24 protein-coding genes are annotated in these 26,828 nt (G+C 56.8%); 19 read left to right on the top strand and 5 right to left on the bottom strand.

The features are described 5' to 3' along the window. Positions 1 to 22: 22 nt before the first annotated feature. From cheA to flhD, 5 genes are all read right to left on the bottom strand, one after another. Entirely contained in the window at positions 23 to 2,005 is a 1,983-nt protein-coding gene (gene cheA, locus NYE85_RS13300; RefSeq protein ID WP_259005243.1) for a chemotaxis protein CheA, read from the bottom strand. A gap of 5 nt (positions 2,006 to 2,010) precedes the next feature. Continuing rightward, on the bottom strand, positions 2,011 to 3,003 hold the full coding sequence (gene motB, locus NYE85_RS13295) for a flagellar motor protein MotB (RefSeq protein ID WP_259005242.1): 993 nt from the start codon (positions 3,001 to 3,003) through the stop codon (positions 2,011 to 2,013). After that, positions 3,000 to 3,890 (bottom strand): flagellar motor stator protein MotA, encoded by an 891-nt coding sequence (gene motA, locus NYE85_RS13290; protein WP_259005241.1) that lies wholly within the window; start codon positions 3,888 to 3,890, stop codon positions 3,000 to 3,002. Before motA ends, motB begins: the two co-directional genes overlap by 4 nt. Before the next feature lie 152 nt (positions 3,891 to 4,042). Continuing rightward, positions 4,043 to 4,624 (bottom strand): flagellar transcriptional regulator FlhC, encoded by a 582-nt coding sequence (gene flhC / locus NYE85_RS13285; protein ID WP_259005240.1) that lies wholly within the window; start codon positions 4,622 to 4,624, stop codon positions 4,043 to 4,045. 2 nt (positions 4,625 to 4,626) lie between these two features. Continuing rightward, positions 4,627 to 4,977, bottom strand: coding sequence for a flagellar transcriptional regulator FlhD (flhD, locus tag NYE85_RS13280; RefSeq protein ID WP_259005239.1), 351 nt, complete (start codon positions 4,975 to 4,977; stop codon positions 4,627 to 4,629). Between the two features lie 1,350 nt (positions 4,978 to 6,327). On the opposite strand from flhD, the gene ydgT reads away from it, so the two are divergent. The 19 genes from ydgT to NYE85_RS13185 all read left to right on the top strand — a co-directional run bounded on the left by ydgT (position 6,328) and on the right by NYE85_RS13185 (position 26,817). Next, entirely contained in the window at positions 6,328 to 6,543 is a 216-nt protein-coding gene (gene ydgT, locus NYE85_RS13275) for a transcription modulator YdgT (protein ID WP_259005238.1), read from the top strand. 149 nt (positions 6,544 to 6,692) lie between these two features. Continuing rightward, on the top strand, positions 6,693 to 7,112 hold the full coding sequence (gene uspC, locus NYE85_RS13270; RefSeq protein ID WP_259005236.1) for a universal stress protein UspC: 420 nt from the start codon (positions 6,693 to 6,695) through the stop codon (positions 7,110 to 7,112). Between the two features lie 93 nt (positions 7,113 to 7,205). After that, positions 7,206 to 8,240 (top strand): NADP-dependent oxidoreductase, encoded by a 1,035-nt coding sequence (locus NYE85_RS13265; protein WP_259005235.1) that lies wholly within the window; start codon positions 7,206 to 7,208, stop codon positions 8,238 to 8,240. A gap of 1,100 nt (positions 8,241 to 9,340) precedes the next feature. Continuing rightward, positions 9,341 to 9,835, top strand: coding sequence for a hypothetical protein (locus NYE85_RS13260; RefSeq protein WP_259005233.1), 495 nt, complete (start codon positions 9,341 to 9,343; stop codon positions 9,833 to 9,835). Between the two features lie 148 nt (positions 9,836 to 9,983). Further along, a complete protein-coding gene (gene tagV / locus NYE85_RS13255; protein ID WP_259005232.1) occupies positions 9,984 to 10,484 on the top strand; it encodes a type VI secretion system accessory protein TagV in 501 nt (166 codons plus the stop codon). A 28-nt stretch (positions 10,485 to 10,512) separates the two neighbouring features. Then, positions 10,513 to 11,040, top strand: a complete 528-nt coding sequence (tssJ, locus tag NYE85_RS13250; protein WP_405050686.1) for a type VI secretion system lipoprotein TssJ — start codon at positions 10,513 to 10,515, stop codon at positions 11,038 to 11,040. A gap of 40 nt (positions 11,041 to 11,080) precedes the next feature. Continuing rightward, complete coding sequence (gene tssK, locus NYE85_RS13245) at positions 11,081 to 12,427, top strand: type VI secretion system baseplate subunit TssK (protein ID WP_259005228.1); 1,347 nt, start codon at positions 11,081 to 11,083, stop codon at positions 12,425 to 12,427. A gap of 3 nt (positions 12,428 to 12,430) precedes the next feature. Next, a complete protein-coding gene (locus tag NYE85_RS13240) occupies positions 12,431 to 13,651 on the top strand; it encodes a DotU family type VI secretion system protein (RefSeq protein WP_259005226.1) in 1,221 nt (406 codons plus the stop codon). Next, positions 13,651 to 17,286, top strand: a complete 3,636-nt coding sequence (tssM, locus tag NYE85_RS13235) for a type VI secretion system membrane subunit TssM (protein WP_259005225.1) — start codon at positions 13,651 to 13,653, stop codon at positions 17,284 to 17,286. Before NYE85_RS13240 ends, tssM begins: the two co-directional genes overlap by 1 nt. A 22-nt stretch (positions 17,287 to 17,308) precedes the next feature. Then, entirely contained in the window at positions 17,309 to 18,028 is a 720-nt protein-coding gene (gene tagF / locus NYE85_RS13230) for a type VI secretion system-associated protein TagF (RefSeq protein WP_259005224.1), read from the top strand. A gap of 25 nt (positions 18,029 to 18,053) precedes the next feature. Beyond that, entirely contained in the window at positions 18,054 to 19,079 is a 1,026-nt protein-coding gene (gene tssA, locus NYE85_RS13225) for a type VI secretion system protein TssA (protein ID WP_259005223.1), read from the top strand. A gap of 122 nt (positions 19,080 to 19,201) precedes the next feature. Next, positions 19,202 to 19,738 (top strand): type VI secretion system contractile sheath small subunit, encoded by a 537-nt coding sequence (tssB, locus tag NYE85_RS13220; protein WP_004961380.1) that lies wholly within the window; start codon positions 19,202 to 19,204, stop codon positions 19,736 to 19,738. 3 nt (positions 19,739 to 19,741) lie between these two features. Then, on the top strand, positions 19,742 to 21,247 hold the full coding sequence (tssC, locus tag NYE85_RS13215) for a type VI secretion system contractile sheath large subunit (protein WP_004961378.1): 1,506 nt from the start codon (positions 19,742 to 19,744) through the stop codon (positions 21,245 to 21,247). 59 nt (positions 21,248 to 21,306) lie between these two features. Continuing rightward, the gene (locus NYE85_RS13210) at positions 21,307 to 21,813 is read left to right on the top strand and encodes a type VI secretion system amidase effector protein Tae4 (protein WP_259005222.1); all 507 of its coding nucleotides are present in this window, start codon (positions 21,307 to 21,309) and stop codon (positions 21,811 to 21,813) included. Next, positions 21,810 to 22,250, top strand: a complete 441-nt coding sequence (locus tag NYE85_RS13205) for a type VI secretion system amidase immunity protein Tai4 (RefSeq protein WP_259005221.1) — start codon at positions 21,810 to 21,812, stop codon at positions 22,248 to 22,250. Before NYE85_RS13210 ends, NYE85_RS13205 begins: the two co-directional genes overlap by 4 nt. Before the next feature lie 197 nt (positions 22,251 to 22,447). Next, positions 22,448 to 22,930, top strand: a complete 483-nt coding sequence (locus NYE85_RS13200; protein ID WP_259005220.1) for a type VI secretion system tube protein Hcp — start codon at positions 22,448 to 22,450, stop codon at positions 22,928 to 22,930. Between the two features lie 250 nt (positions 22,931 to 23,180). Beyond that, entirely contained in the window at positions 23,181 to 24,995 is a 1,815-nt protein-coding gene (tagH, locus tag NYE85_RS13195) for a type VI secretion system-associated FHA domain protein TagH (protein WP_259005219.1), read from the top strand. Positions 24,996 to 25,027: 32 nt separating this feature from the next. Continuing rightward, on the top strand, positions 25,028 to 25,801 hold the full coding sequence (locus NYE85_RS13190) for a PP2C family serine/threonine-protein phosphatase (RefSeq protein WP_259005218.1): 774 nt from the start codon (positions 25,028 to 25,030) through the stop codon (positions 25,799 to 25,801). Between the two features lie 35 nt (positions 25,802 to 25,836). Next, positions 25,837 to 26,817 carry a type VI secretion system-associated protein gene (locus tag NYE85_RS13185; protein WP_259005217.1) on the top strand — a complete coding sequence of 327 codons (981 nt, stop codon included), beginning with the start codon at positions 25,837 to 25,839 and terminating at the stop codon, positions 26,815 to 26,817. The last annotated feature ends 11 nt before the right edge of the window (positions 26,818 to 26,828 follow it).

The raw sequence follows: 26,828 nt of genomic DNA, 5'->3' as shown, positions 1-26,828 counted from the left end.
CTCTAATTCAGTCAATCAATCGTTAAGCAGCCGTGTCCGCCAACAGCTTTTCGCGGTTCAGGGTTTGCAGCGCCGATACGTCGACAATCAGCGCCACGCTGCCGTCGCCCAGAATGGTGGCGGCAGAAATGCCCGGCACTTTGCGGTAATTGCTTTCCAGGTTTTTCACCACCACCTGATGCTGGCCGATCAACTGATCCACCAACAGCGCATAACGGCGTCCCGCGCTTTGCAAGATCACCACGATGCCCTGCGTGGCTTCGGTTTTCGCCCCGGCCACGTCAAACACCCGGTACAGTTCCACCAGCGGCAGGTACTCGCCGCGCACCTGCAATACCCGCTCGCCGCCGGCCATCGGGTGCAGATCCTCGGCCTGCGGCTGCAACGATTCCATCACCGCGTTCAGCGGTAAAATAAACACTTCGTCGTTCACCTTGACCGACATGCCGTCAAGGATCGCCAGCGTCAGCGGCAACAGAATGCGGATCGCCGTACCCTTGCCCGCTTGTGAATGAATTTCAACGTGGCCACCCATTTCCTGAATGTTCCGCTTCACCACGTCCATACCGACGCCACGGCCGGAGACATCGGTAACCTGTTCGGCGGTTGAAAAGCCGGGCGCGAAGATCAGCATGCCGACCTCTTCATCGCTCATGCCGTCGTTGACCACCAGCCCCTGTGATGCGGCCTTGGCCAGAATTTTCTGCCGATTGAGGCCGGCGCCGTCGTCGGTCACTTCGATACAGATATTGCCACCCTGATGCTCTGCCGACAGCACCAGATTGCCGACCGCCGACTTGCCCGCCGCCTCGCGCGTTGCCGGGTCCTCAATGCCATGGTCCAGACTGTTACGCACCAGGTGAGTTAACGGATCGATAATCCGCTCGATCAGGCTTTTATCCAGTTCGGTAGAGCTGCCCTGCAGGGTCAGTTCCACCTGTTTATCCAGCTTGCCGGCCAGATCGCGCACCAGGCGAGGGAAACGGCTGAACACATATTCCATCGGCATCATGCGGATCGACATCACCGACTCCTGCAAGTCACGCGCATTGCGTTCCAGCTGGCTCATGCTGTTCAACAGATCGCCATGGGCGACCGGATCCAGAGTACCGGAGCGTTGCGCCAGCATTGACTGGGTGATCACCAGTTCACCAACCAGGTTGATCAGTTGGTCGACCTTTTCGACCGCCACGCGGATACTGGTGGACTCACTGGCTTTGGCCCGCACTTTTGGCGCTTCGCCGGTGGCCGGCGCGCTCGGTTTTATCACTGGCGGCGTCGGAGCCGCAATCGGCGCTGGCTCCGGCATGGCAATCGGCGCAGATGGTGGCTCGGTAGCCGCCGGGTTAAAGGCGATCTGCTCCGGCTCCAGCACGAAGCACAGCACGGCGCTGATGTCGTCTGCGCTGGCGGAAGTCAACAGCGTAACCTCCAGGCTGTTCTCACCCGTTTGCGGGTTCTTCACCTCGCCCAGATTGCCAAGCTCTTCCAGCATTAGCGGTATTTCGTTTGGCTTCAGGCCGCTCAACACGATGCGCATGCCGCCCTCGATGGCCGCAGGCGACGCTGCCGTCAGCGCTTCGCCAGCCGATGCTGCAACGGGAACCTGCCGCTGAGCATCTAATGCCAGTTGCCGCAGCGCCTGGCAAATATATTCAAAGCTGTCGGTGTCAGGTTGTTGCGACGTTTTATAGGCGTCCAGTTGCTCCTGCATAATGTCTTTGGTTTCCAGAAACAGGTTGATAATGTCGGTGCTCAGGTCCATTTCCTGACGCCGTGCGCTGTCCAGCAGGTTCTCCAGCAGATGCGTGGTTTCCTGCAATACCGCAAAGCCGAAGGTCGCCGCTCCGCCCTTGATCGAATGCGCAGCGCGGAAAATGGCGTTCAACGGTTCGATGTCCGGCGCGAGCGGATCCAGCTCCAGCAGATGTTGCTCCATATCGGCCAGCAGCTCGTCTGCCTCATCAAAAAAAGTCTGATAAAACGCGCTAATATCCATGCTCACGGGGGTTACCTCTGCGGTGAGTCGCTGTTAGTCGAAGGCATCGCTTCCGGCGCGGCCGGAATGGCGGCGGTCGGCGCAACCGTTGCAGCCGGGGCGACGCTGGCCGGCGCGGTGACATCCGGTTTCAGCTGTTTCAGCGCTGCCGGTTTGCCTATCTCGGTGGCGTTGCTTTCCGCATTTTCGTGTTCAATGCCCTGCTGGGTTTGCTTGTTCAAGACCAGAATGGTAATGCGCCGATTAATCGCATCGTCCGCACCGTGCTGTTTCAAACTCATGGTCGCAGCCATGCCCACCACGCGCAGCACCTTGCCCTCCGACAGCCCGCCGGCAATCAGCTCACGCCGTGACGCATTGGCACGGTCCGCCGACAGTTCCCAGTTGCTGTAATAGCGTTCGCCGGTGGCATAGGGCAGATCGTCGGTATGACCGGACAGGCTGATCTTGTTCGGCAAATCGTTGAGGATTGGCGCTATCGCCCGCAGAATGTCACGCATATAACTTTCCACCTGCGCGCTGCCGGTTTTAAACATTGGCCGATTCTGGCTATCTATAATTTGAATGCGCAGCCCTTCATCCATCATGTTGATCAGCAGATGCGGGCGCAGCGCCTTCAGGCGTGGATCCGACTCAATCAGCTCATCAAGGCGTTCGCGCAGCCTGTTGAGACGCCGTTCTTCGGCCTGTTTTTCGGGCGAGTCGAGCTGTTTTCTCACCAGCCCCTCCAACTGCGTCGGATCGTCGCCACCGCCTGGGATCGGGCTGCTTTCGGAGCTGCTTTTATTGCCGCTGGTTAATGCGACCTTGAGCGGGGTGCGAAAATATTCGGCGATTTGCGTCAGTTCCTGCGGGCTGGCAATCGCCAGCAGCCACATCACCAGAAAAAAGGCCATCATCGCCGTCATAAAGTCGGCATAGGCGATTTTCCACGATCCACCGTGATGAGCCACCTGATGCGCCTTGCGCTTGCGCACCAGTATGACCGGGTGATTCTGCTTCATACCTGCTCTTCTTCCGCTGCCGTTTGCGCCGGCGCTTTCACCCGGCGAACATGCTCTTCCAGTTCCACAAAGGAAGGTCGCTCGGTGGTATAAAGCGTTTTACGGCCGAATTCGACGGCGATTTGCGGGGCATAGCCGTTCAGGCTGGACAGCAGGGTTACCTTGATGCACTGCATCATCTTGACGTTTTCCGCGCTCTTTTGCCGCAGCAGCGTCGCCAGCGGTGAGATAAACCCGTAGGCCAGCAGAATACCCAGGAAAGTCCCAACCATCGCATTGGCGATCAGCGCGCCCAGTTCGGCCGCCGGCCGGTCGGCGGAAGCCAGCGCGTGTACTACCCCCATCACCGCCGCAACAATGCCAAACGCCGGCAATGAATCGCCGACCATTGCCAGGCTGCCTGCCGGTACCTCACTTTCCTGTTCGAAAGTTTCGATCTCTTCATCCATCAGCGCTTCGATCTCGAATGCGTTCATGTTGCCGCTCACCATCAGCCGTAAGTAGTCGGTAATAAATTCCACCAGATGGTTATCGGCAAGAATGCGTGGATAATTAGAAAAAATTTCACTTTCCTGCGGGTTATCGATGTCGAACTCCAACGACAGCATGCCCTGCTGGCGAGATTTGGCCAGCAGACGGAACAGCAAGGCCATCAGATCCATATACAATTCCTTGCTGTATTTGGAACGGCGCATCAGTTTTGGCAAGGCGCGCAGCGTGGACTTGATGGCTTTGCCGTTATTGCCGACGATAAAGGCCCCGACGCCGGCACCGCCGATGATCAGAAATTCCGCCGGCTGATACAGCGCCCCAAGGTGGCCGCCGACGATCGTATAACCGCCAAATACCGCACCCAGTACCACCAGATAACCCAAAATAACTAACACACGCATTCCTTAAAGTGACAATGTGGATGGAAGGTGGGGTAAACGCGCGACGCAAGCGTAACGGCGCAGCAGGCTGCGCCTCTCTGGACCGGTTGGCCGATCCCTACGATTGAATAGCGTTGTTGTTGCTGTCAGCCAGAACTGCGCCTGGCCTAGATCGCGCGTTTAACCTGTTCGTCCAGCTGTTGTGGAGTACTATCGGCCAGTTGCGGCAAAAGTTTACGTCTTTTTACTGCGCGGGATGGAGGCTGGCACAAACTGCAGACAAAACTGTTCAGCGGTTGGTGCGCGTGGGTGATAAACGTACCGCCGCAGCAGTTGCAGGCGGACAGTTGCAGCATGCCGCTGTCGACAAAACGGACCAATGTCCAGGCACGGGTCAGCGCCAGCAGCGGCGCTTCACCCGGCTGTTCCGGACACTGTTCCAGATACAGCCGATATGCCTTGATCACCGCCTCGACGCCGGTGCACTGGCCGCTTTTCAGCAAAAACAGATAGGCGTTGTAAAACATTGAGGAATGGATGTTTTGTTCCCACGTCATAAACCAGTCGGTGGAAAACGGCAGCATACCTTTGGGTGGCGGACTGCCACGCAACTCCTTGTAAAGTTTGATCAACCGCCCGCGACTGAGCTGCGTTTCACTTTCCAGCATTTGCAAGCGCGCACCCAGCGTGATCAGCTCCATGGCAAGCTGTATGTCTTTGGCTTCCTGAACAATACTTTTCTCTACCATTATCAGGCTCTTTTCTTCGTCGCGCTTCCGCCTTTGCCGGACAGCTCTTGCAGTAAATGGCTTGATAACAAAATCCCGGTGTGGATTTGTTGCAGATCGTCCACGCGCGACTCTTTGGTAAGGTGCGCGATGGTATTGTGATCGTTGAAACGGAAGTGGCAAACCAGCTGATTGGTTTCTGCCAGTTTGACCATTTGCGGCAAGGTCAGCTGCGACAGGGCATCCGCCATGGTCTCGTCGATCCCCAGGCGGAACATTGCCGATGCTTTTTCATCATTGATCAAACGCTGTGCTAAAAGTAAATATGACAGGTTGATGTCATAAATATGCTTAAGTAATTCAGACGTACCCATATTCCCCATCCCGACAGACTATGTTTAAAAACATACGCTGGGTGATAAATTTATCGCCCGTGACCTGGGAGTTATCCCAAAGTTGGCAAATGAATCCCTGATTGCCGGCCAAGAAACTCTTTGCCGTTTAACTTATTCGGACCGTCATTCAGTAATTGATACGTACATAAGCAACGTGTACGGATGTACAGCATTGTGCTTCGATAGTGTTTATTCACCATGAAACTATTTTTACAAAATTAATAAGATTATTCCTAAAGCAGCGCAACTCTACCCCCGAACCATTAGCACATACAATGTAACTAGCAGGCAATTTTAAATACAATGTGATGTTGATCACAAAAATAAAAAATATTTAAGCCAAATATCGGCAGCATTGGGTGATTTTTAAGCGCAATTACGTTTAAAAAATGGTCACAGGTAAAAAAACGTCTTAAAAACAACGTTTATAAGCCCAAAAATTATCTTTTTTAGATCAATTCGAACAAAAGCATCACCAAACCAAAATCACAGAACAAAAATCTGTGAAGATCGCATAATGACAGGATAAATAACCAGTTAAGTAACGATAATATCGCAGTCATAAAAATAACACACATGAATTATATGGATTTGAAATATTCAGTCGATGGCAGAAATGTCTAAAAAGTCTGTTTTAAATTTCATCGGGGAGAATTATCAGGTTAACCGGGTAGCGATTAGGTCACCAACAAGAAAACAGACGTAACGAGTTGTGTCAGCGCACAAAAACGCAAGCGGGTTATTTTTGGCTAAAGAGACGGCTAAAACGGATTATCGGCAACTTTATTTATAACTTTAGTTTTATCAGCATTTTTTGTCGCAACGCAGCACCACGGATTTTTATTGGTAAAATTCCCATGGCATTGCTCGTTTGTTCGGCAAATAAAACACAGTTTCGCTTTGCTTATACTTTGGCGAAAATTAATGCGCACTCGCGTTAGCCATTAGCGGTGAATCGCCCGGCGGCAGCGAGAAATGTTGCGTCGCGAAATGCCAGCATCTGTTACAGGCCGTGATGAGCATGGCCGCGCCATTTACCTCGGGGCATCATGCCTGCCGCAACAGTCTCTGCACTGCACAAGCATACAGATGGATTGAGGGCTGAGACTTTCCCGAATTTAGCGGCCGGCCGTGGAGTAGCATTGCCGATAACGCACTTGCAGATTATTATTTTCAGGTTAGTCGCAAGGGCGAAGCCTATTTTCCGTCCATCGCGGCACTTTTATAAATACCGTTCTTACGTCGTTCATCATCTGGCGGCCAGCGCGACGGCTGTGCCAGAGGTGATGTTTTTCTTCGGTCCTTCCCTTAACAGGCTATATTTCACTCATGACCAATACCGCTGATTATCTCATGACTTTCCGTAAGTGCTCGACGCTGGACAGCCTGGAAAAAGTCTATGATAAACTTAACTATTCTATTAATAACGATCTGGAAATGAGCCACATGTACCGTGCTGCCGACCACCGTCGAGCCGAATTGGTTGCTGGCAAATTGTTCGATTTAGGCAAGGTGCCAAAAACGCTGTGGACGCAAGTGCTGTAATTGACACTATTACGCGCGTAAATAACGTTCACCTCGCTGGCGATATCCGCCTTGTGAGGGGAATTTATTGTCGCGCGTGATGTAACACACATTTATTCGCCCCGCCACGTTCTACCCTTTTAACAGGATAAACGGAATGGAGGTGATAAATGACCTATCACAACGTCCTGGTCGCGGTAGCCGTCGCCGCCGACAGCCATCGCCTGGTGGAAAAAGCCGTCGCTATCGTTCGCCCCTACCATGGAAAAATCACGCTGGTGAGCATGATCGCCAACCCGGAAATCTACAACAGTTTTGCCGGCCCAATGCTTGGCGACCTGCGTAGCCTGATGGAAGAGGAAACGCAGCTGTTTATGGAAACGCTGCGCAATCAGGCCGATTACCCGATTGACGACACCTTGATTTTACAGGGCGAACTCGGCGATAGCCTGCAATACGCCAGCCAGCGACATCCTTTTGATCTGGTAATTTGCGGTAACCACAGCGACAGCATAATGAATAAAATCGCCTGTTCGGCGGCGCGCTTTGTCGATACCAGTCAGATAGACGTGCTGATCGTTCCGCTGTAACCGACGCCATGCCGATTGAGCATCTTACGCGCCCTATTGATCGACGGCATTGACTAGACTGAGAGTTACACATCCTCAGTCCAGGAGCATCAGATGTCTCAACACTCCCAGCATAATCGCCGTATCGTTTTGGCTTCTCGTCCCCACGGCGAACCCACCCCAGACAACCTGCGGCTGGAAACGGTAGAGATACCGCAACCGGCCGAGGGACAGGTTTTGCTGCGCACGGTATACCTGTCGCTCGATCCCTATATGCGCGGCCGTATGAGCGACGCCCCGTCCTATGCGCCGCCTGTTGAGGTCGGCGAAGTGATGGTAGCCGGCGCCGTGTCGCGCGTGGTGAGTTCCAAACATGCCGATTTTGCCGTCGGCGACTGGGTTCTGGGCGCCACCGGCTGGCAAGACTATTCCCTGACCGACGGCAAGGAAGTGCGCAACCTTGGTGCGCGGTTATCCCACCCTTCACGCATGCTTGGCGTATTGGGCATGCCGGGTTTTACCGCCTATATGGGACTGCTGGATATTGGCCAGCCGCAGACGGGGGAAACGGTAGTCGTTGCCGCAGCCAGCGGCGCGGTAGGCTCGGTTGTTGGTCAGGTGGCGAAGCTGAAAGGCTGTCGTGTGGTCGGCATTGCCGGTGGAACGGAAAAGTGCCGCTACGTACGTGAAGAATTAGGATTTGATGACTGTATCGACCACCGTGCCGATGACTTCGCCGAACGGTTGGCGAAAGCCTGCCACCAGGGCATTGACGTCTATTACGAAAACGTCGGCGGCGCGGTTTTTGACGCCGTGATGCCGCTACTGAACGCCAAGGCCCGCATTCCGGTCTGCGGGATTATCGCCCAGTACAATGCCACCGGCCTGCCGGAGGGACCGGATAGGCTCCCCATGCTGCAAGCGCTGATCCTGCGAAAACGCATCCGCATGCAGGGTTTTATCATCTTCGACGACTACGCCCCACGCTATGGCGAATTCCTGCAACAGATGGCTCCCTGGGTCGAACAGGGCAAGATCAAGTTCCGTGAAGATATCGTCGACGGGCTGGAAAATGCGCCGCAAGCCTTTATTGGCTTATTGAAAGGTAAAAACTTCGGCAAACTGGTGGTCCGCGTAGCACCAGAATAATCGCATTCTCTTGGCCTCACAGGGCGCAGCCTGCTGCGTCCTGTCCCTACCTCTGCCGTTTTCCTGCCCGCCTCCGGTTGATTAAGTATACCGTTCGGATTTTACCCCTAATCCATTAACAATAATGATCGTTACATTCCACTTCGTCCCGGGATACGAGGTACACAATTAACGCACCACCCGCCCATGCCGTGTCACAAAAAATCAGCACTCCAATAAGAATCATCCTAAATTATATTCATATAATTCATCTATATGTTTTCATTCACGCAATGAATGGTAAGGATAAAAAAAAGCCAACCACTTAATTTTCGTTAAAAAATAGTTTCTATTTAAGTAGCTTAGCGCACCTTAAACACATAACTAACTTGGTATGACCATTTTCACAAACCATACACGCAGTTACTACAAGCCTATTTAACTATTTGTTTATATTGCTTAAAAAAATAAAATTACTTACCTTACCCATAACATAACGGAAAAGTGACGCAGGTTTTGCAATTGCGAACGGCTATTGTAGACTGCTGCCAAACCTCTACATGTGTAAACTTTGTTAAATATTTAGTCAGCCACTGTCTGTTTTTATGTCAGATACGCCCTCGGGATCGTGCGTCAATCTCGTGCGGTAGCCATGGCTAAAACCAAGAGATAGTATGAAATGCCTTAACATTGCCGTCAGCAAGGCGTGCGATTACACTGCGTCGGTCATAGTCTCCGCTGTCACGGAAAATGCCCGCGACGTACTGATAATTGTCATCAAACAGTTAAGCTGGCGTAATGACATTGACACAAAACTTTGCTGAGACAACAGCGCGTCTTCCACCAGCGTCCCTTCTGAGCGTATTCGCCCTGACTTCGGCGAAGGGCCTCAGGCGTGATAATGCGCATCCTCGCTACTCGGCAGTGGTCTTTTGAATTTTTGCGCAGTTTTGGTTTCATTTCGGGAAGGTGGCCTCACCGTCCTTTACCGGCAGCCTCGCCGCCGGTCGTATTCATCTGCTGTGACGTAGCCTGATATCTATTAAAGCGAAAAACGGGATTGTTTTTGAGCGGTGCAGCGTGTCTGTTCGCGGGTATCCACAGGAAGCCTTACACACACAATGAAAGTCGTAAAACCGTTGCGCCTGAACGTGCGCCCACGTCCTGCCGGTCGGCAAGGACATTACCCTTCGAAATTCTCTGTTTTGGCTCCGACCACTACGGAGGTTGCCCCGCGCCTGCACTCCGGGTTCGCACGGTATCATTACGCCGCCGACGGCATGCATGCCCCCTCCTTTGCCACTGAATGTACGGAACGTCTCGCTCATCCGTTACCCGAACGTCCACTCGCCAGTCTCGCCCGCATGACGCAAGCCCACCGCAATATGTCAGCAACTATCGTTGACGACCGCCATTGGCGGCGCGCGCGCCCTGTGCCTGCGGTTTACCCACCCCTGATGTCTTTGGACTGGTGTCCTGCCAGCGGCTGTTTGCACGCCAACGGCACCAGTCCAAAGGCATTTACCCTCGGCAGCGCCGATCGCCTGCCATCGAATCACCCACTGCGCTTTCGACCACCCGACGCGCCGAGCTGCCACACCGGGCCGCTGCTCTGATGCGCCGATAAGCGGCAGCGGCAGCGGCAGCGGCAGCGGCAGCGGCAGCGGCAGCGGCAGCGGCAGCGGCAGCGGCAGCGGCAGCGGCAGGCCCACGGTACACAGCGATTTTTGTCAAAAACAAAACAGATAGAGGATTAAGGACATTGTGAAAATCCGGATTACGATGACACTGCTTTCCGCCCTGGTATTGGCCGGCTGTTCCACCCCACCGCCGCCGCCACCGGTGATCAACAACGACACCCTGGTCACCAGCGAAGTCAACGGCGTACAGCTGCAACACCGCGTCGCCGTCAGCGCGCCAAAACAGTTCACGCCAATCAACGAGGAATACCGCAGCCTTTACGCTGCCAGCGTCATGAGCCAACCGGGTTATAACGGTGAAATCGTCAGCCAGCTCGATAACGCAGCGCCGTTTTATGCGCTGGGCGCGGTGGAGGGCGACTGGCTGGCCATTTCCGCTATCCGCGGTGGCAATCTGATCGGCTACATCCAGCGCAATGCCGGCGTGCCAGAGAAAAAGTACAAATCTGCGTTGCGTAAGGATTTGCCGCGCCGCGCTCGCGCCGCCAAGCAGGACTGCGTCAAGGTCGGCGGCGATAGCAAGGCCTGCAAGGATGCCAATTCGGCTACCTGGATTATCCAGTAACCGTCGCCGAGCCAAGAGAACCCAGATGATGAAACCACTCAACGCCCCACACCGCTGGGGACAGGCGTTGTTGCTGCTGTGTACCCTGGCACTTGGCGGCTGCATGTCCTCCGCCAAAAGCGTGCCCTCGCGCTACAGCCTGGCATTTGATGCGGATCGGCAGGTCAATGCCACTGCGGGGCAGCGCCCGGCGCCGATCAAGCTACGGGTGCTGCTGCTACGCTCCAGCGCAGAATTTATGGACGCCGACTTCTTCAGCCTGCAAAACGATGCCAAAGGGGTGCTCGGCAACAGCCTGCTGGACAGCGATCAGTTCTTCCTGACGCCGGGCCAAATCGGCAAAAAGCTCGCGGGCCAGGCGACGCTGGATGCGCGTTACATCGGCATCATCGCCGAATATCAGAATCTGGATGGCAAGGCGTGGCGCATTACCCTGCCGCTGCCGGAGCCGACCGAAACCAATTTCTACAAAGTATGGCAATTCTCGCCGGATGAGCTGGAAGCGCACATCGTCGCCGGAATCAACGGCCTGCGCACCGTCAACGACGAAGACTGACAATTCGCTTTGCTGAGGCGAAGCTCCATTAGGTGTGATGATGAAAAATGCTCATAAAGTGGTCTGGACCGAGGGGATGTTCCTGCGTCCCCATCATTTCCAGCAGGCGGAAAATTACCTCGAAAGTTACATGCGTAACTGGGGACAGGCGCTTAACGGCTGTTTCTGGGGCTTCCTGACGCTGGAGCTGGATCAGTCATTGCTGCGTCAAGGCAAAATCGCGCTGACCGCCGCCAGCGGCATCATGCCGGACGGCACCCCGTTCCGCTTCAACGGCGCCGATCAGGCACCGGCACCGCTGGCGATTGCCGAAAACAAGACTGGCGAAAATGTGGTGCTGGCCTTGCCAACCTACCGCGCCGGGCGCGAGGACGTCATCTTCCAGGAGAAATCGGATGCGCTGGCGCGTTATCTGGCGTATGAAACCGAGGTCGACGATCTGAACGCGGTATCGGTCGGCAGCGCGGCGTTGCAGTTTGGCAAGTTACGTCTGCGGCTGATGCTGGAAAGCGAGCTCAATGCCGAATGGACCGCCATGACGGTCACCAACGTGGTGGAAAAACGCGGCGACAACAGTTTGCGCCTGGCGCCTGACCTGATCCCGCCAATGTTGAACTGCCAGGGCAGTCCGGTCCTGAAAACCTTTATCAATGACGTGCAGGGCCTGTTACAGCAGCGTAGCCAGCAGATGAGCCAGCGGTTGTTACAGCCGGGCCGTGGCGGCAGTTCGGAAATGGTCGATTTTATGCTGTTGCAGTTGATCAACCGTCATCTTGGCCAGGTGAGCCACGCCTGGCACCTGGATCATCTGCACCCTGAGCGCCTGTTCGCCGAATGGCTGCAGTTCGCCACCGAACTGGCCAGCTTTTCTGCGCAGCGCACGCCGGAGGCGCGCCTGCCGGTGTATGACCACGACAATCTGGCGCTGTGCTTCGGCAAATTGCTGCTGCTGTTGCGTCAGGGACTGTCGGTGGTGCTGGAAGACAACGCCATTCAATTGACGCTGGTGGAACGCTCGCATGGGCTAAACGTGGCCACGGTGCAGGACGCCAAAATGATGCGCGACTTCGGCTTTGTGCTGGCGGTACGTGCCGATGTGGCCGCCGAGGTGTTGCTGACCCACTTCCCGGCGCAGATGAAAATCGCGCCGGTGACGCGCATCCGCGATCTGGTGCAACTGCAGCTGCCAGGCATTGGTCTGCGCACCATGCCGTCCGCGCCGCGCCAAATCCCCTATCACGCCGGTTATACCTATTTCGAACTGGAGAAAGGCGGCGATCTGTGGAAGCAGATGGAGAAATCCAGCGCCTTTGCTCTGCACCTGGCCGGGGAGTTCCCCGGTCTGGATATGGAATTCTGGGCCATTCGCAGCCATACGGATCGGTAACTTATGACAGAAAACATCCAGGCCGCGCAGTGGGACAACCCGTTGGTGGCCGCCGCCAACCCGCTGCTCAACGCGATTTCGCAGATCCGCCAGTCGGCCACCCACGCCAATCCGGCCCAGTTGCGCCAGCAGTTGATCGACGAGGTGCGCCGTTTCGAAGTGCGTGGACAACGCGCCAACCTGCCATATGAAGTGATTATTGGCGCACGTTACTGCCTGTGCACCGCGCTGGATGAGGCGGCAGCTCTGACGCCCTGGGGCAGCAACAGCGTCTGGTCCGGCAGCGGGCTGCTGGTGACGTTTCATAACGAAACCTGGGGCGGCGAGAAATTCTTCCAACTGCTGGCCAAACTGTCGCAAAGCCCGCGCGAGCATATCAACCTGCTGGAGTTGGTCAATTATTGCCTGCTGCTCGGCTTTGAAGGCCGCTACCGGGTAATGGAAAACGGCCGTTCGCAGTTGGAAACCATGAAACAGCGTCTGCTGCAACTGATCCGCTCGGTACGCGGCGGCTATGCCCCGCCGCTGTCGCCCAACGCGGTGGACCTGCCGGTACAGCAAAAACTGTGGCGACCGCTGGTGCCGCTGTGGGCCTGCGCCGCATTGACCGGTTTTCTGGCTTCGCTGCTGTTCATTATCCTCAACTGGCGGCTGGGTGATGGCACCGCCCCGGTGCTGGCATCGATTTATCAGACCAATCTGCCGCAGGTGACGATCGGCAATCCGGCGCCGGCCGCGCCGGCGATGCTGAATCTGAAGACCTTCCTGCGCAGGGAAATTGCCGAAGGGCTGGTGGTGGTCCGGGACGAAGCGCAGCAAAGCGTAGTGATCCTCAAGGGTGACGGCCTGTTCGACTCCGCCGCTACCACGGTTCGCCCGGCTTATATCCCGGTGATCGACCGCATCGCCAAGGCGATGAACGGCGTCAGCGGCAAAATCCTGATCACCGGCTACAGCGACAACCTGCCTATCCGCAGCGCCCGCTTCCCATCCAACTGGGAACTGTCGCTGGCGCGGGCCGAAGCGGTCAGCGAACGCCTGCAAAAACAGCTTGATAACCCGCAGCGGGTAAAAGCGGAAGGCCGCGGCGACAGCAACCCGGTGGCACCGAACGACAGTAAAGAGAACCGTGCATTGAACCGCCGGGTTGAAATTACGCTGTTGGTAGCGCCTGAAAATACCCAGGCGGAAATCAACGGACTGCAGCAAGGAAACGGAAAGTAATGCTTAGCACGTTATTCTCCATCATCACCAGCCGCCTGCTTTGGGGCTTCTTCGGCATCACCGCGCTGGCCTTCGTCATCTGGACCATCGGCCCGTTGGTGGCCATCGGTGATTACCGGCCGCTGGAGCCGGAGCTGAATCGCCTGATCGCCATTGGCGTTATCTATGGGATTTGGCTACTGTGCCGCATCATCCCGCGGCTCTACAGCGCCTGGCTTAACCGCAAACTGCTGAGTAACCTGCGGGCGGCAGAGGAAACGCCGGCCACCGACGCCAAGTCCGAGCCGCAGCAGGATCAGGTTCTGGCACAGCGGTTTGACGAAGCCACCCAATTGTTGAAAAAAGCGCGCTTTGCGCCGGGCCAAGGTGACAAACACCGCTGGATGACCCGCTTTAGCCGCCAATATCTCTACCAGTTGCCATGGTACGTGATCATCGGCGCGCCGGGCGCGGGTAAAACCACCGCGCTGGTCAATTCCGGGTTGCACTTCCCGCTGGCCGATCGCTTCGGCAAGTCGGCGTTGCGTGGCGTCGGCGGCACGCGCAATTGTGACTGGTGGTTTACCAACGACGCGGTACTGCTGGATACCGCCGGCCGCTACACCACGCAGGAAAGCCAGCGTGAAGAAGATGCGGGCGAATGGAAAAGCTTTGTCGGACTGCTGAAGAAATACCGCACCCGGCAGCCAATCAACGGCGTGGTGGTGACGGTCAGCGTCGCCGATCTGCTGAGCGAAAGCGCTGACGCGCGCGCCGCACAGGCCAGTGCGCTGCGCAAGCGCCTGATCGAACTGCACCAACAGTTGGGCATCCATTTCCCGGTTTACGTGATGGTTACCAAAACCGATCTGCTGAATGGCTTTATGGCCTATTTCAGCGGCTTTGACAAAGCGCAGCGTGACCAGATCTGGGGCTTTACCTTCCCGTACGAAAAATCGCGCCAAGCGGATTTTTCGCTTGGCGATGCCTTCGAACAGCAATATGACCTGTTGCAACAGCGGCTGGATGCCGGGTTGCCGGATACCCTGCTGGTGGAGCACGATGCCCGCCAGCGCGCCGAAAGTTACCTGTTCCCGCAGGAGTTTGCGGCGCTGCGTCCGCTATTGGCTCAGTACCTCGACGCGGTGTTTGCCACCTCCAGCTTTGAAACCCGCTTCACGCCACGCGGTATCTATTTCACCAGCGGCACCCAGGAGGGCCTGCCGTTCGACCGCGTGATGGGCGAACTGAATCGTTACCTGCAACTGCCTGCGGCCAACGGCGGTAACAGCGCCAGCGCCAGTTGGGATGGCGTCAGCAACGAAACCCCCATTCCAGCTGGCAAAGGCCAGAGTTTCTTCCTGAAGGAGATGCTGGAAACGGTGATTTTCCAGGAGTCCGGATTGGCCGGCAGCAACCGCTGGTGGGAATATCGCAACCGCGCCCTGCACTGGGCCGGTTATATCGCGCTGGCGCTGGTTCTGCTGGTATTGGGCATTATCTGGTTCACCAGCTACGGCAACAACAAGGCGTATCTGCAAGAAGTCGCCGCCAAGGTACCGTCGGTGGAGCGACAGGGGCAAGGGTTAACCCAGTTGGACTCTGGCGATATGCTGGCACTGCTGCCGTTCCTCAATAGCGTGTTGCACCTGCCGGAAAGCCGCAGCTTCTCGCTGGAGGATCCGCCATTTACCTATCGCATGGGGCTGTATCGCGGCGATCAGGTCAGTGACGCCAGCAACGCGTTGTATCAGAAAACGCTGAAGGAACTGCTGCTGCCGCAGGTAGCTCAGCAGATCGCTACCACGCTGCGCAACGACAATCACGGCGATGCCGATTTCAGCTACGAGGCGCTGAAAGCCTATCAAATGCTGTATCTCCCCAAACAGTACGACGGCAAGTTCCTGCGTGCCTGGGTGATGCTCAATCTGCAACGTAATCTGCCGCAGGGCAGTACGCAAAAGCAGCTGCAACAAATTGAATGGCATCTGAGCCAGTTGCTGGACACGCAGATTCAGTCTTCGCCGTATGCCAAAGACGACGCGCTGGTCGAACAGGCGCAGGCGGCGATTAACCGCGCGCCGCTGTCGCAACGGGTTTACGGTCGACTCAAGCGCCTGCTGTTGAAGCAGAGCGAGATCAAGCCGGTCGGGCTGGTGGATCTGGCCGGGCCGCAAACCGAACTGGCCTTTTCGCGCAAGAGCGGCAAGCCGGTTACCGACGGTGTACCGGGTCTGTTTACGCCAAAGGGGTATTGGCAGGCGTTCGACAGCAATATCGATCGCGTTACCGATACCCTGCGTCAGGAAGACGTTTGGGTGTTGAACACCAAAACCCCCGAGCAGAAAAGCGCCGATCTGACCAAAACCGTTCGCCAGCTGTATATGCAGGATTTTATCGCCGCATGGGATGAACTGCTCGGCGATATCCAGTTGGCCAATATCAGCAACCTTGGCCAACGCATCAGCAGCGCGCGTCTGCTCTCCGGCAACCCGTCGCCGATGCGCAATCTGCTGGTCAATGTCAGTAAAAACGTCACGCTGCGCGAGGAAAAAAGCACGGCCGAACAGCGTTCGCTGGCGGACAAAGCCGGCGAGTCGCTCAACCAGAGCGCCAACCGCACGTTAGAGGCGCTGTTCACCAACCGTGCCGCCAATGCCGACGGCGACGTGTCAGCCCAGCCGGAACAGGTGGTGATGGCGCACTTTGCGCCGTTGCTGGAATTGGCGCAAAGCCAGGGCGAAGGCAACAAGGCGATCCCGTTCGACAGCGTGCTGAAACAGGTGGACGAGCTGTACAGCTATCTGACGGCGGTACAGGGTGCGGCCAACAGCGGCATGTCCGCGCCGCCAAGCGACGTGATCCCGCGCCTGCAGGCTGAATCAGGCCGACTGCCGGTGCCGTTCAAGCAGATGCTGTTATCGCTGGCGATTGGCGCCAGCAGCGATACCCAGCGCAAGGAAATGGAAAACGTCAAAAAGCGCATCAGTTTTGAAGTTGGCAGCTTCTGCCGCCAGGCGATCGCCGGACGCTATCCCCTCTCCTCGCGTGCACAAAGAGAGGTCACGCCGGACGATCTGGCGCGCATGTTCGCGCCAAACAGCGGGCTGATGGACAGTTTCTTTCGCGAAAACCTGCAAGGCAAAGTGGATACCACGCGCGCCAGCTGGCGCTTTACACCGGGCGTAGACGGCAAGACTCTGCCAGGCGGCGAAGGCATTCTACGGTCGTTCCAGCAGGCACAACGCATACGCGATGCGTTCTTTGCCAACGGCACGGCAACCCCCTCGTACCGCGTGACGGTGCGTCCGGTGCGTATGGATAACGATATTCTGAACATGACGCTGGATATCGACGGGCAATTGTTCAAATACAGCCATGGCCCGCAGGTCCCACTGGTGGTCAGTTGGCCGGGCACCCGTAATACCAATCAGGTGCACCTGCAACTGGCTCTGGCCAACGGCACCACTGCCAGCCTGGTCACCAGCGGCCCCTGGGCGCTGAACCGCCTGGTGGATATGGCGCACAGCTCCGCCGGCAGCAGCAGCCTGGGTCGGCAGGCCACGTTTAACCTCGACGGCCACCGCGTCACGCTGGAGTTCACCCCGAACAGTATCCGCAATCCGTTCCAGCTACCGGCATTCTCGTGCCCGTAGCCCCGAAAGGACACTCATTACCATGAACAATGACCAGAGCCCGACAGCGAGCATCGGCTGGTATGGCAAGATCCCAACCGCCGGTGATTTTTTACAGCGCCGCCTGCCCGACTTAGTGGTCAATAACTGGGCCCATTGGTTTCATAATGGCCTGGTCAATTTGCAGCGTAACCTGCCGGGCGATGCCGGGCATCCGTTCAGCAATGCCCCCGTATGGAACTTCGTCATTCCTGCCACGCTCGGTAGCCAGCACGTGCAGATGGGGTGCTTGCTGCCGGCGCGCGACCGCGTAGGTCGCCACTACCCGATCTGCGCCATTCGGCTGTTTACCCCGGAAGAGTGGCGCAGCCAGCAGTTAAACATGGCGGCGGAGTGGTATCGCCAACTGGGGCATACGCTGCTCAACGGCGTGCGCAACGGGTTTTCCGCCGAACAGATTGACCGTTCGCTGCTGTCGATCCCGGCGCTGCCGATCCCGCCGGAAGAGAGCGAGTCCGAAATTCTGTCGATTATCGGTTTTCGCCATCCGGACGTGCCGGGGCTGGGCTGGCAGCAGGCCGCCGATTGTTTCGACCCGGCGCAGTACACCAGCTTCTGGTGGACCAATCAGGCTGACGGCCACCCGCTTTATACCCACGTCCACAGCGGTAACCTGACGGTGCAGCTGTTTTCGCTGCTGTTTGAACCCAACGGTTGGGCGCGGCCCGGTCGCGGCGGTCAGTATCCGCAAATGTTTGATTAAACGTAGTTTACTATAGAGAAACTGTATGGTTATCGAAACCCTGCTGGCACCGATTGACGCCGAGCGTCCCTGTGGCGACAACCTGGAATATGACGCCGATTTCCTGGCGATGGAACAGGCCTCGGCAGGCAAGGCCGAGCAACAGTTTGGCAGTACCATCATCCCGGCCGAAGCGCCGGACTGGATGCAGGTTGAGCGTTTGGCGACCGCCCTGTTGTCGCGAACCAAGGATTTACGCGTGATGTTGCGTCTGACCCACGCCTGGGCGCAGTTGCGCGGCCTGCAAGGTTACGCCGACGGCCTGGCGCTGATTCATCAGGCGCTGGAACGCTACTGGGAGCCGCTGCTGCCGCCATTGGAATTTGACGGCGAAGTCGATCCGCTGTTTCGCATCAACGTGCTGGCTGACCTTGGCGACAAGGCGGCGCTGACCAGCTGCGTGCGCAGCGCAACATTGCTGAAGGGGGCCGCCGGCGAGATTTCCCTGCGTGACGCCTGTGCCCTGCTCGATGGCAGCAAGCTGGAATGCGCCACCTTCCCCGGCGGCCGCGCGCGCTTGCAGGATGAGCTGGCGCAGCCGGAGCAGCCGGCAGCGGAATGGGTGCAAAATATCATTCATCAGCTCACCGCCATCCGCGAGGTGGTTACCCGGCATCTGGGCGAAAGTGCACTGCCGGAAATGAACGCCCTGATGAAGATGTTCAACACCCTGGCGCAGGCGTGTCATAGCGCAGCGCCGGCGGCAGAAGAACTGCAAGACGGCCACGACGATGACGCCAGCGTCAGCCCGGTGGCCACGCCCGGCGCAGCGCAGACGCTCAACTGGCGCAGCGCCCAGATCCAGTCGCGCGATGACGCTCAGTTGATGCTGGACAAGGTGAAAAACTATTTTCAGCGGCATGAGCCAAGCCACCCGGCTCCGCTGATGATCGATCGGGTACAGCGGCTGATTGCCCTGGACTTCCTGCAAATCGTCCGCGATCTGGCACCTGATGGCCTCAACCAACTGGAGACCATCCTTGGTCGCCCGGATAACGAGGAGAACAACTGACCTTAAGATGCGTCGTTTTCCTCACACACTTTTCGTCGCCTGTGCAATGCGCTTCAGGCCAGAATTTGAACGCCCTTATGCCCACGTAAGACGTTCTTAATCATCATCAGATGGAGTAACTCATGGCAAACTCGAAATCCCGCAGCGGACAGAAGTTCATCGCCCGCAACCGCGCACCGCGCGTACAGATTGAATACGATGTCGAAATCTATGGTGCAGAACGCAAAATCCAGCTGCCGTTCGTGATGGGGGTGATGGCGGATCTGGTCGGCAAGCCGGTCGACCCGTTGCCAAGCGTTGACGAGCGTAAATTCCTCGACATCGATATCGACAACTTCGACGAACGCATGAAATCGCTGAAGCCGCGCGTCGCCTATCAGGTCGACAATACGCTGACCGGCGAAGGCAAGCTGAACATCGATCTGTCGTTTGAAAGCATGGAAGACTTCTCCCCTGCCGCCATCGCGCGCAAGGTGGATTCGCTGGATAACCTGCTGGAAGCCCGCACCCAGCTGTCCAACCTGCTGTCCTATATGGACGGCAAAAACGGCGCCGAAGAGCTGATCTCCAAGATCCTGCAAAATCCCGAACTGCTGAAGTCCCTGACCAACGCGCCGAAGCCGGCGTCTACCGACGACAACACCGAGAAGGAGGACTGATTGATGAGCAACCTGCCTCAGCAACAGAACGCGTTGCAGACCACCGAAACCTTCTCCAGCGACGAGTTCAGCGCGCTGCTGAACAAAGAGTTCCGTCCAAAGACCGATCAGGCCAAAGAAGCGGTCGAGAATGCGGTGAAGACCCTGGCGCAGCAGGCACTGGAAAACACCGTTACCGTGTCTTCCGACGCCTACCGCACCATTCAGGCGCTGATCGCCGAAATCGACGAGAAAATGTCTCAGCAGATCAACCAGATCATTCACCATGAGGACTTCCAGAAGCTGGAGGGCGCCTGGCACGGCCTGCACTATCTGGTGAACAATTCCGAAACCGACGAAATGCTGAAGATCCGCTTTATGAGCATTTCCAAGCAGGAGCTCGGCCGCACGCTGAAGCGCCACAAGGGCGTGGGCTGGGACCAGAGCCCGATCTTCAAGAAAGTGTACGAAGAAGAGTACGGCCAGTTCGGTGGCGAACCGTTCGGCTGTCTGGTGGGCGACTATTACTTTGACCACAGTCCGCAAGACGTTGAACTGCTCGGTGAAATGGCAAAAATCGGCGCCGCGTCGCATTGCCCGTTCATCGCCGGCACTGCGCCAAGCGTGATGCAGATGGAATCCTGGCAGGAACTGGCCAACCCGCGCGACCTGACCAAAATCTTCCAGAACACCGAGTACGCCGCCTGGCGCAGCCTGCGTGAATCCGAGGACGCACGCTATCTTGGCCTGGTGATGCCGCGCTTCCTGGCGCGTTTGCCTTACGGCATCCGCACCAACCCGGTTGACGAGTTCGACTTTGAAGAAGAAACCGACGGCGCGACCCATGGCAACTACACCTGGACCAACGCCGCTTACGCGATGGCCGCCAACATCAACCGTTCGTTCAAAGAGTTCGGCTGGTGCACGGCAATCCGCGGCGTAGAATCCGGCGGCGCGGTAGAAAACCTGCCATGCCATACCTTCCCGAGCGACGACGGCGGCGTGGACATGAAGTGCCCAACCGAAATCGCCATCAGCGACCGCCGCGAAGCGGAGTTGGCCAAAAACGGCTTTATGCCGCTGGTACACCGTAAAAACTCCGATTTCGCCGCCTTTATCGGCGCGCAATCGCTGCAGAAACCGGCGGAATATTATGATGCAGACGCCTCGGCCAACGCCCAGCTGTCCGCGCGTCTGCCGTATCTGTTTGCCTGCTGCCGCTTTGCCCACTACCTGAAGTGCATCGTCCGTGACAAGATCGGTTCCTTCCGTGAGCGCGACGACATGGAACGCTGGCTGAACGACTGGATCATGAACTATGTCGATGGCGATCCAGCCAACTCGTCGCAGGAAACCAAATCACGCAAGCCGCTGGCAGCCGCCGAGGTTCAGGTCGAAGAGATCGAGGACAATCCGGGTTACTACAGCGCCAAGTTCTTCCTGCGCCCGCATTACCAGTTGGAAGGTTTGACCGTTTCACTGCGTCTGGTTTCTAAACTGCCGTCGCTGAAACAGAACGACGCCTCTTGATAAACCCGATATCAGGCTGCGGCACCGCAGCCTGAGCAAACAGAATATGGAGATGCTGTATGGGAGCAAGACCCCGCTTTCTGGCTGCCTGGACGGCGGCCAGAAATATTTACGACCCAAACGATGCTTTGGTAAAAGTCAAAAACACCATTGGTGGTGCGGTAAAACGTAATTTCGAGATCCCTGCCAGCGCAGGAGGTTGGGAGAACAGTTGTGCGGTAAGAATGAGTTATGTGCTCAATTACACCGGTCACCCGGTACCTCGCATAAGCCAACTGACGGTCTCCGGTGCTGATAAGAAATGGTACTTTTTCCGCGTGCGGGATTTGGTGGCGTATTTGACCAAAACCTGGGGAAAGCCTGATTTGATTGTTAATTATCCTCAATTGCCGGTGTCCCAGTTGGCTAACAAAAAGGGATTGATCTTGTTTGAGGTTTCGGGTTGGGACAACGCCGGTGGACACGCGACGTTCTGGAACGGCAGCCAATGTTCCGATCACTGCTATTTCAATGAACCAGGTACCAATTACTCGACGCCTCGAGCCAATTTTTGGGAGTTGCCATGAAGACGCTGTTAACGGTCGGTCTGGTGTCAGCGTTGTTGACTATGTCACAACCTTCGCTCGCCAAAGACGCTGTGGACCCGGTGGCATTTATCAAACAGATGCCCTACACCCAGGTGGTTAAAGAACTGGCGTTGGCACGCTGCCTGGCGCAGGTTTCCAAAGCGGACAATGCCTTTTCCGTTGATGCTGCCAGAACGGCAAACGCAATGAGGGAATGGATGCCGTTTGATATCGAATCAGGCGATACGAAGATCAATGCGCTGATCGATAAGTTCAAATCCAGCCACAATGCGACCCACAGCGAAGCAAAAACCCAGAGTCAAGGCGTTACGTTAAACTGCCTGCGGCTGTATCACAGCGCCGAGCTAGACGCCCTGTCACGCCAAGTTATCGTCGGCGATGCGAATCACTCCTGGAACCAGGATAATCCGCAATAATTAAAACTTGGGCCATTGGCACGATTAATAATGGTTCGGTAATCAATACCGTTAAATTTCGGTATTTCACAAGGTGCATGGCACAAGGATATTGGTTGGTAGTGCATTACCGCATTTTGACTTCCTGCTGCTATAACCTGAATTTTTCAACGCAACGTTAATACTACTGTTAACCCTTAATAAAGAGTGAATGAGCTATGGCTATTGATATGTTCCTGAAAGTCGAAGGTGCCAGCGGCGAATCTAAAGATTCAAACCACAAAGGCTGGACCGACATTACTTCTTTCTCCTGGGGCGCTTCCCAACCTGGCAACATGGGCGTGGGCGGCGGCGGCGGTGCCGGTAAAGTCTGCTTTAACGATCTGCATGTCAATGCGCTGGTCGATAAATCAACCCCTGCGCTGCTGAAGCACTGCTCCAGCGGTAAACACCTGACCAAGGTTGAGCTGTCCGTCTGCAAAGCCGGCGGTACCCAGGTCGAATATATGAAGATCACCCTCGACGACGTGCTGGTTACCGCGGTGCAGTACACCGGTGCCGGTGGCGAAGATACCGTTGGCGTGACCTATTCCTTCCAGGCGGCGAAAGTCAAACAGCAATACTGGGAGCAGAGTGACAAAGGCGGTAAAGGTGCAGAAAGCAGCGCCGGTTGGAATATCAAGGAAAACCGCGAAGCGTAATCTGTGTCTATTATGCCCCTCAATAAGAGGGGCATTCATATATCGATGACAATAATAAAAAACCCTTCGCTGCAATATGCGTAACCACGTATGCCTTATGTCCGCGTAATCATTTTCATCGCCTGGCACTGTTTGTCTGCTTCGGGCTTACGCGTTAACGATGTTAATTCCCCTCACCCCAGCCCTTTCCTGCCCAAGGGCTGGGGTGAGGGTATTGTAATATTTAAAACCTAATCAGCAGGAATGCCTTATGCGATTTACCATTGTACAGAACAAGAATGGCCAGTTGCCGCCACAAAGCAGCTGCGATTTTCTGCCGCCGGGCGGCACTATTGGTCGTAGCGTGGATAACAATCTGGTATTACCGGATGAAGAGCGTGCCATTTCCCGCTTGCAGGCCATTGTGCATATTTCTGCTGATGGCGAATGCCGCATCACCAACCGTGGCAACGTGACCCGCGTCCTGCTGAACGATATTCCATTGGAGCGAGGCCGTCAGGTGGAACTGCAAGACGGCGATATCCTCGGCATCGACGATTACCAGATTCAGGTCAGTGCCCTGCACCAGCAGGCCGCGCCGGTTCAGCAGGCACAGCCGGTGGTCGCCAAAGCGGTCGATGCCGCACCTGCCGCCAAGACGCAGCCTGGCGCAGCACCGATCCCCAACGAAATCTGGGACAGCCTGGTGGAAGAGTTCACGCCGGTCGGCGGCACAGCGCAGCCCGCGCAGACCAACCCCGCCCACGGCGGGCATAACCCGCTGTTGGAAAAACCGCGCAGCGAGCTGAACCCGGCGGATCCACTGAGCCAATTGGATGGCAACGTCGATCTGCATCAGTTACAGCAAAAACAGACCGATCCCAGCGCGCTGTTCAACACCGATAGCACTTTCGAACGTGACAATATTCTGACCGACACCACGCCGAGCGCGCTGCTGGCGGAAAATCGCCCGCAGGCGCCGCAGCAACCGGCGGCCAATGTCGCCAGTGCTGCATCAACCACCAACCAGCCGAGCGAAGAACTCGACCCGCTGGCACTGTTTGGCGCATCGTCGGCGCCCGCCGCGCCGGACGCACTGAACGGCAATGACCCGTTGGGCTTGCTGATGGGCGGTGCCGTGCCGCTGACCCAGGTGGACGCCGAGGCGCCCGCGGCGCCACTGCAAGCGCCACCGTCACCGCAAGCGCAGCCGCCACAGCAGCCGAAGCCTGCGCCACTCGAGCCGACGCCGACGCCGTCCGTTACGCAGCCAGTGCCGCCTGTGGCAGCAAAAGAACAACCACGCACGCCGCCTGCGCCAGAGCCGCAGTTTGCCCAATCTACCGCGACACAACCTGAATTCACCCAACCGCCGCAGCATCGGCCACGCGCCGGTAACCGTCTGGGTATCGATCCGGTGGCCTATCAGTCGTCCCGCGCGCAAAACGCCGCTACGCCGAACGGCGATCTGCTGGAAGGGCCTTTGCTGAATGCGCTGCTGCAAGGTATCGGTCTGGACGATCTGCAGCCGCAACCGCATTTCGACGAACAGCAGGTGCGCCAGGTTGGTCGTTTGCTGAGCCTGTTTTCACAAGGTACCGTTGCCCTGCTCTCCTCGCGCTCGATTCTCAAGCGCGGCGTAAAGGCGGAAATGACCATGATCCTCGACGAGGCCAATAATCCGTTCAAGCTGTTGCCATCCGGGAAAACCGTACTGATGCAGATGTTCGGCAGCCAGATGCCGGGCTTTATGCCTCCGGAACAGGCGGTGCGCGATGCGTTGATCGATTTGCAGGCTCACCAGTTGGGGATGATTGCCGGCATCCGCGCCATCATCGCCGCAATGTTGCAGTCGTTTAATCCGGATCGTCTGGAAGAAGAAGCGCGCAAGGAAGGTTCGGCACCGCGCCTGGCGCTGCCGTCCAATCGCAAGGCCGCGCTGTGGGATTACTTTGTCAAGAATTACCAGCAAACCGCAGGCGAAATCGAAGATGACTTCCATACGCTGTTTGGCGAAGCCTTCCTGCACGCCTATGACGTTGAAGTGAATCAGTATAAAGACTCACAAACCCAAGGCCTGTCTTGATAGGCGCAATTTTGGCTCAAACCGGACGCGTAATGAATATCACTATAGCCTCTACCTCTAATCAAGGCGGCCGCGATTCCAATCAGGATCAGACCGGTGAAGTGGTTGGCAACCGCGCCGCCTGCTTCGTGGTGTGCGACGGCATCGCCGGCTTCCCCGGTGGCGATATCGCCGCAAAGCTGGCACGCGACACCATTCTGCATAATTTCGACGGTGAAAAACACCTGAATGCGCAGAGCATTCGCCAGCACATTTCGCAGGCCAACGCCGCCATCCACCAGCAGCAGAGCCAGTCGGACGAGCTCAGCAAAATGGGCACCACGCTGGTCAGCCTGTTTATCGATCGCGATTATCAGTTGGCCTACTGGGCGCATGCCGGCGACAGCCGCCTGTACCTGTTCCGCCGCGGTTATCTGCATGCCGTGACCACCGATCACAGCCTGATCCAGCAAATGCAGGACGCCGGCTATCAAACCAGCGGCATCAACAGCAACCTGCTGTACTTTGCGCTCGGCCTGAGCGAAGAGCGTGACGCCACCTACAGCGATGTACTGCAACTGGAAGACGGCGACGTTTTCCTGCTGTGTACCGACGGCTTCTGGCACAGCTTTACCCAGTCGGAACTGGAGCAGTCGCTACACATGGTCAATTCACCAGGTGAGTGGATCGCTCTGATGCAACAGGCATGGAAGAAAAATAATAACAGCGATAACTACAGCGCTATCGCCGTATGGATTGGCTCGCCGCAAGAAACCACGCTGCTGCATTCGCTGGCGGATGCCGAACGTTTCCTCTCGCGCGATTGAGTCGCTTAACACAGCCCACGTTAGCAAGGTTAACGATGAAATATTGGATGCCCGGTGTTATCGCCCTGATGGCGATGCCTGCCGTTCACGCGGCAAATTATCGGTTGGTGTATTCCCCCAGCCAAAAACTCGAAGTATTCATCGACGACGTCAAGAACAACAAACCTGCCAGCTGGTGTGCGAAAAGCATTCCGCTACGCATTGTGTCCGCCAAAAGTCGCGATGCCGCGGTGCTGGATGACTTTCTGCCACGCGTCGGCAATTTGCTGGAAAAGCAATGCGCCAAAGCCACGCAACTGCCCTGGACGCTGACCGATAAAAGCGGCGCTACCCTGGCCAGCGGCAACGCCAGCAAAAACCGCAAGTGGCAGCCGGAAGTGGCGTCGAGCGCGGCGGCACAGCAGTCAGAACCGGCCCCTACGCCGCCACCGGCGGTGGCGGTCAGCTCCGCCCCGGCCGACGCGGCACCGGCACAGGTATTTACCCTGCCGCAAGGCTGCAAGTTCCGCACCTATTGGGGCCAGGGCAACGCCGGCAGCGCGCTGTTCATCCCCAGCGGTGATGCCTTGCAGTGCGTGGACGGCTGGCTGAACGGCAATAGCGCCGTCACGCTGCAACAAGGCGGGAAAACGCTGACGCCGTCCGTCAATTTCTACCAGGGCTATCCGCTGATAAACATTGAGGTGGCGACGCAGCCACTGAAGGTGGTCAGCGCCAACGCGCAACGGCTGGTGCTCGGCAATCCGCAGGCGGCCGGCAGTTATCTGCTGCTGCCGTTTGATGCCAAACAGCACGCCTGGTCATTTAACGGCACGCTTATCGCCGAATTTCCGCGCCTTGAGGCCGCCGACGCCGAACGCGTCAAGCAACGCGCCGCCGAGGTACAGGCCGCCTGGCAACCGTTGCTGAGCGAGCACAACGCGGCGCTCACGGTACGTCTGGTGGATAAACTGGTTGCCGACCGCGCCGATCCCGCCAGCGGCAGTTACCTGTCCGTTAACAACGTTGCCCACTGAATCAAGAGGAA

It is taken from the genome of Serratia sp. AKBS12 (assembly GCF_024793895.1).
GTDB lineage: Bacteria > Pseudomonadota > Gammaproteobacteria > Enterobacterales > Enterobacteriaceae > Serratia_F.
Note: the sequence above shows the minus strand (reverse complement) of the source record. Positions and strands in the feature narration are given on the sequence as shown.

Bases quoted from the DNA above. Each gene is read 5' to 3' on its own strand.
- motB (WP_259005242.1), bottom strand. From the start codon at position 3,003: ATGAAGCAGAATCACCCGGTCATACTGGTGCGCAAGCGCAAGGCGCAT.
- flhC (WP_259005240.1), bottom strand. From the start codon at position 4,624: ATGGTAGAGAAAAGTATTGTTCAGGAAGCCAAAGACATACAGCTTGCC.
- flhD (WP_259005239.1), bottom strand. From the start codon at position 4,977: ATGGGTACGTCTGAATTACTTAAGCATATTTATGACATCAACCTGTCA.
- ydgT (WP_259005238.1), top strand. From the start codon at position 6,328: ATGACCAATACCGCTGATTATCTCATGACTTTCCGTAAGTGCTCGACG.
- uspC (WP_259005236.1), top strand. From the start codon at position 6,693: ATGACCTATCACAACGTCCTGGTCGCGGTAGCCGTCGCCGCCGACAGC.
- NYE85_RS13265 (WP_259005235.1), top strand. From the start codon at position 7,206: ATGTCTCAACACTCCCAGCATAATCGCCGTATCGTTTTGGCTTCTCGT.
- NYE85_RS13260 (WP_259005233.1), top strand. From the start codon at position 9,341: ATGAAAGTCGTAAAACCGTTGCGCCTGAACGTGCGCCCACGTCCTGCC.
- tssJ (WP_405050686.1), top strand. From the start codon at position 10,513: ATGAAACCACTCAACGCCCCACACCGCTGGGGACAGGCGTTGTTGCTG.
- tssK (WP_259005228.1), top strand. From the start codon at position 11,081: ATGAAAAATGCTCATAAAGTGGTCTGGACCGAGGGGATGTTCCTGCGT.
- NYE85_RS13240 (WP_259005226.1), top strand. From the start codon at position 12,431: ATGACAGAAAACATCCAGGCCGCGCAGTGGGACAACCCGTTGGTGGCC.
- tssM (WP_259005225.1), top strand. From the start codon at position 13,651: ATGCTTAGCACGTTATTCTCCATCATCACCAGCCGCCTGCTTTGGGGC.
- tagF (WP_259005224.1), top strand. From the start codon at position 17,309: ATGAACAATGACCAGAGCCCGACAGCGAGCATCGGCTGGTATGGCAAG.
- tssA (WP_259005223.1), top strand. From the start codon at position 18,054: ATGGTTATCGAAACCCTGCTGGCACCGATTGACGCCGAGCGTCCCTGT.
- tssB (WP_004961380.1), top strand. From the start codon at position 19,202: ATGGCAAACTCGAAATCCCGCAGCGGACAGAAGTTCATCGCCCGCAAC.
- tssC (WP_004961378.1), top strand. From the start codon at position 19,742: ATGAGCAACCTGCCTCAGCAACAGAACGCGTTGCAGACCACCGAAACC.
- NYE85_RS13210 (WP_259005222.1), top strand. From the start codon at position 21,307: ATGGGAGCAAGACCCCGCTTTCTGGCTGCCTGGACGGCGGCCAGAAAT.
- NYE85_RS13205 (WP_259005221.1), top strand. From the start codon at position 21,810: ATGAAGACGCTGTTAACGGTCGGTCTGGTGTCAGCGTTGTTGACTATG.
- NYE85_RS13200 (WP_259005220.1), top strand. From the start codon at position 22,448: ATGGCTATTGATATGTTCCTGAAAGTCGAAGGTGCCAGCGGCGAATCT.
- tagH (WP_259005219.1), top strand. From the start codon at position 23,181: ATGCGATTTACCATTGTACAGAACAAGAATGGCCAGTTGCCGCCACAA.
- NYE85_RS13190 (WP_259005218.1), top strand. From the start codon at position 25,028: ATGAATATCACTATAGCCTCTACCTCTAATCAAGGCGGCCGCGATTCC.
- NYE85_RS13185 (WP_259005217.1), top strand. From the start codon at position 25,837: ATGAAATATTGGATGCCCGGTGTTATCGCCCTGATGGCGATGCCTGCC.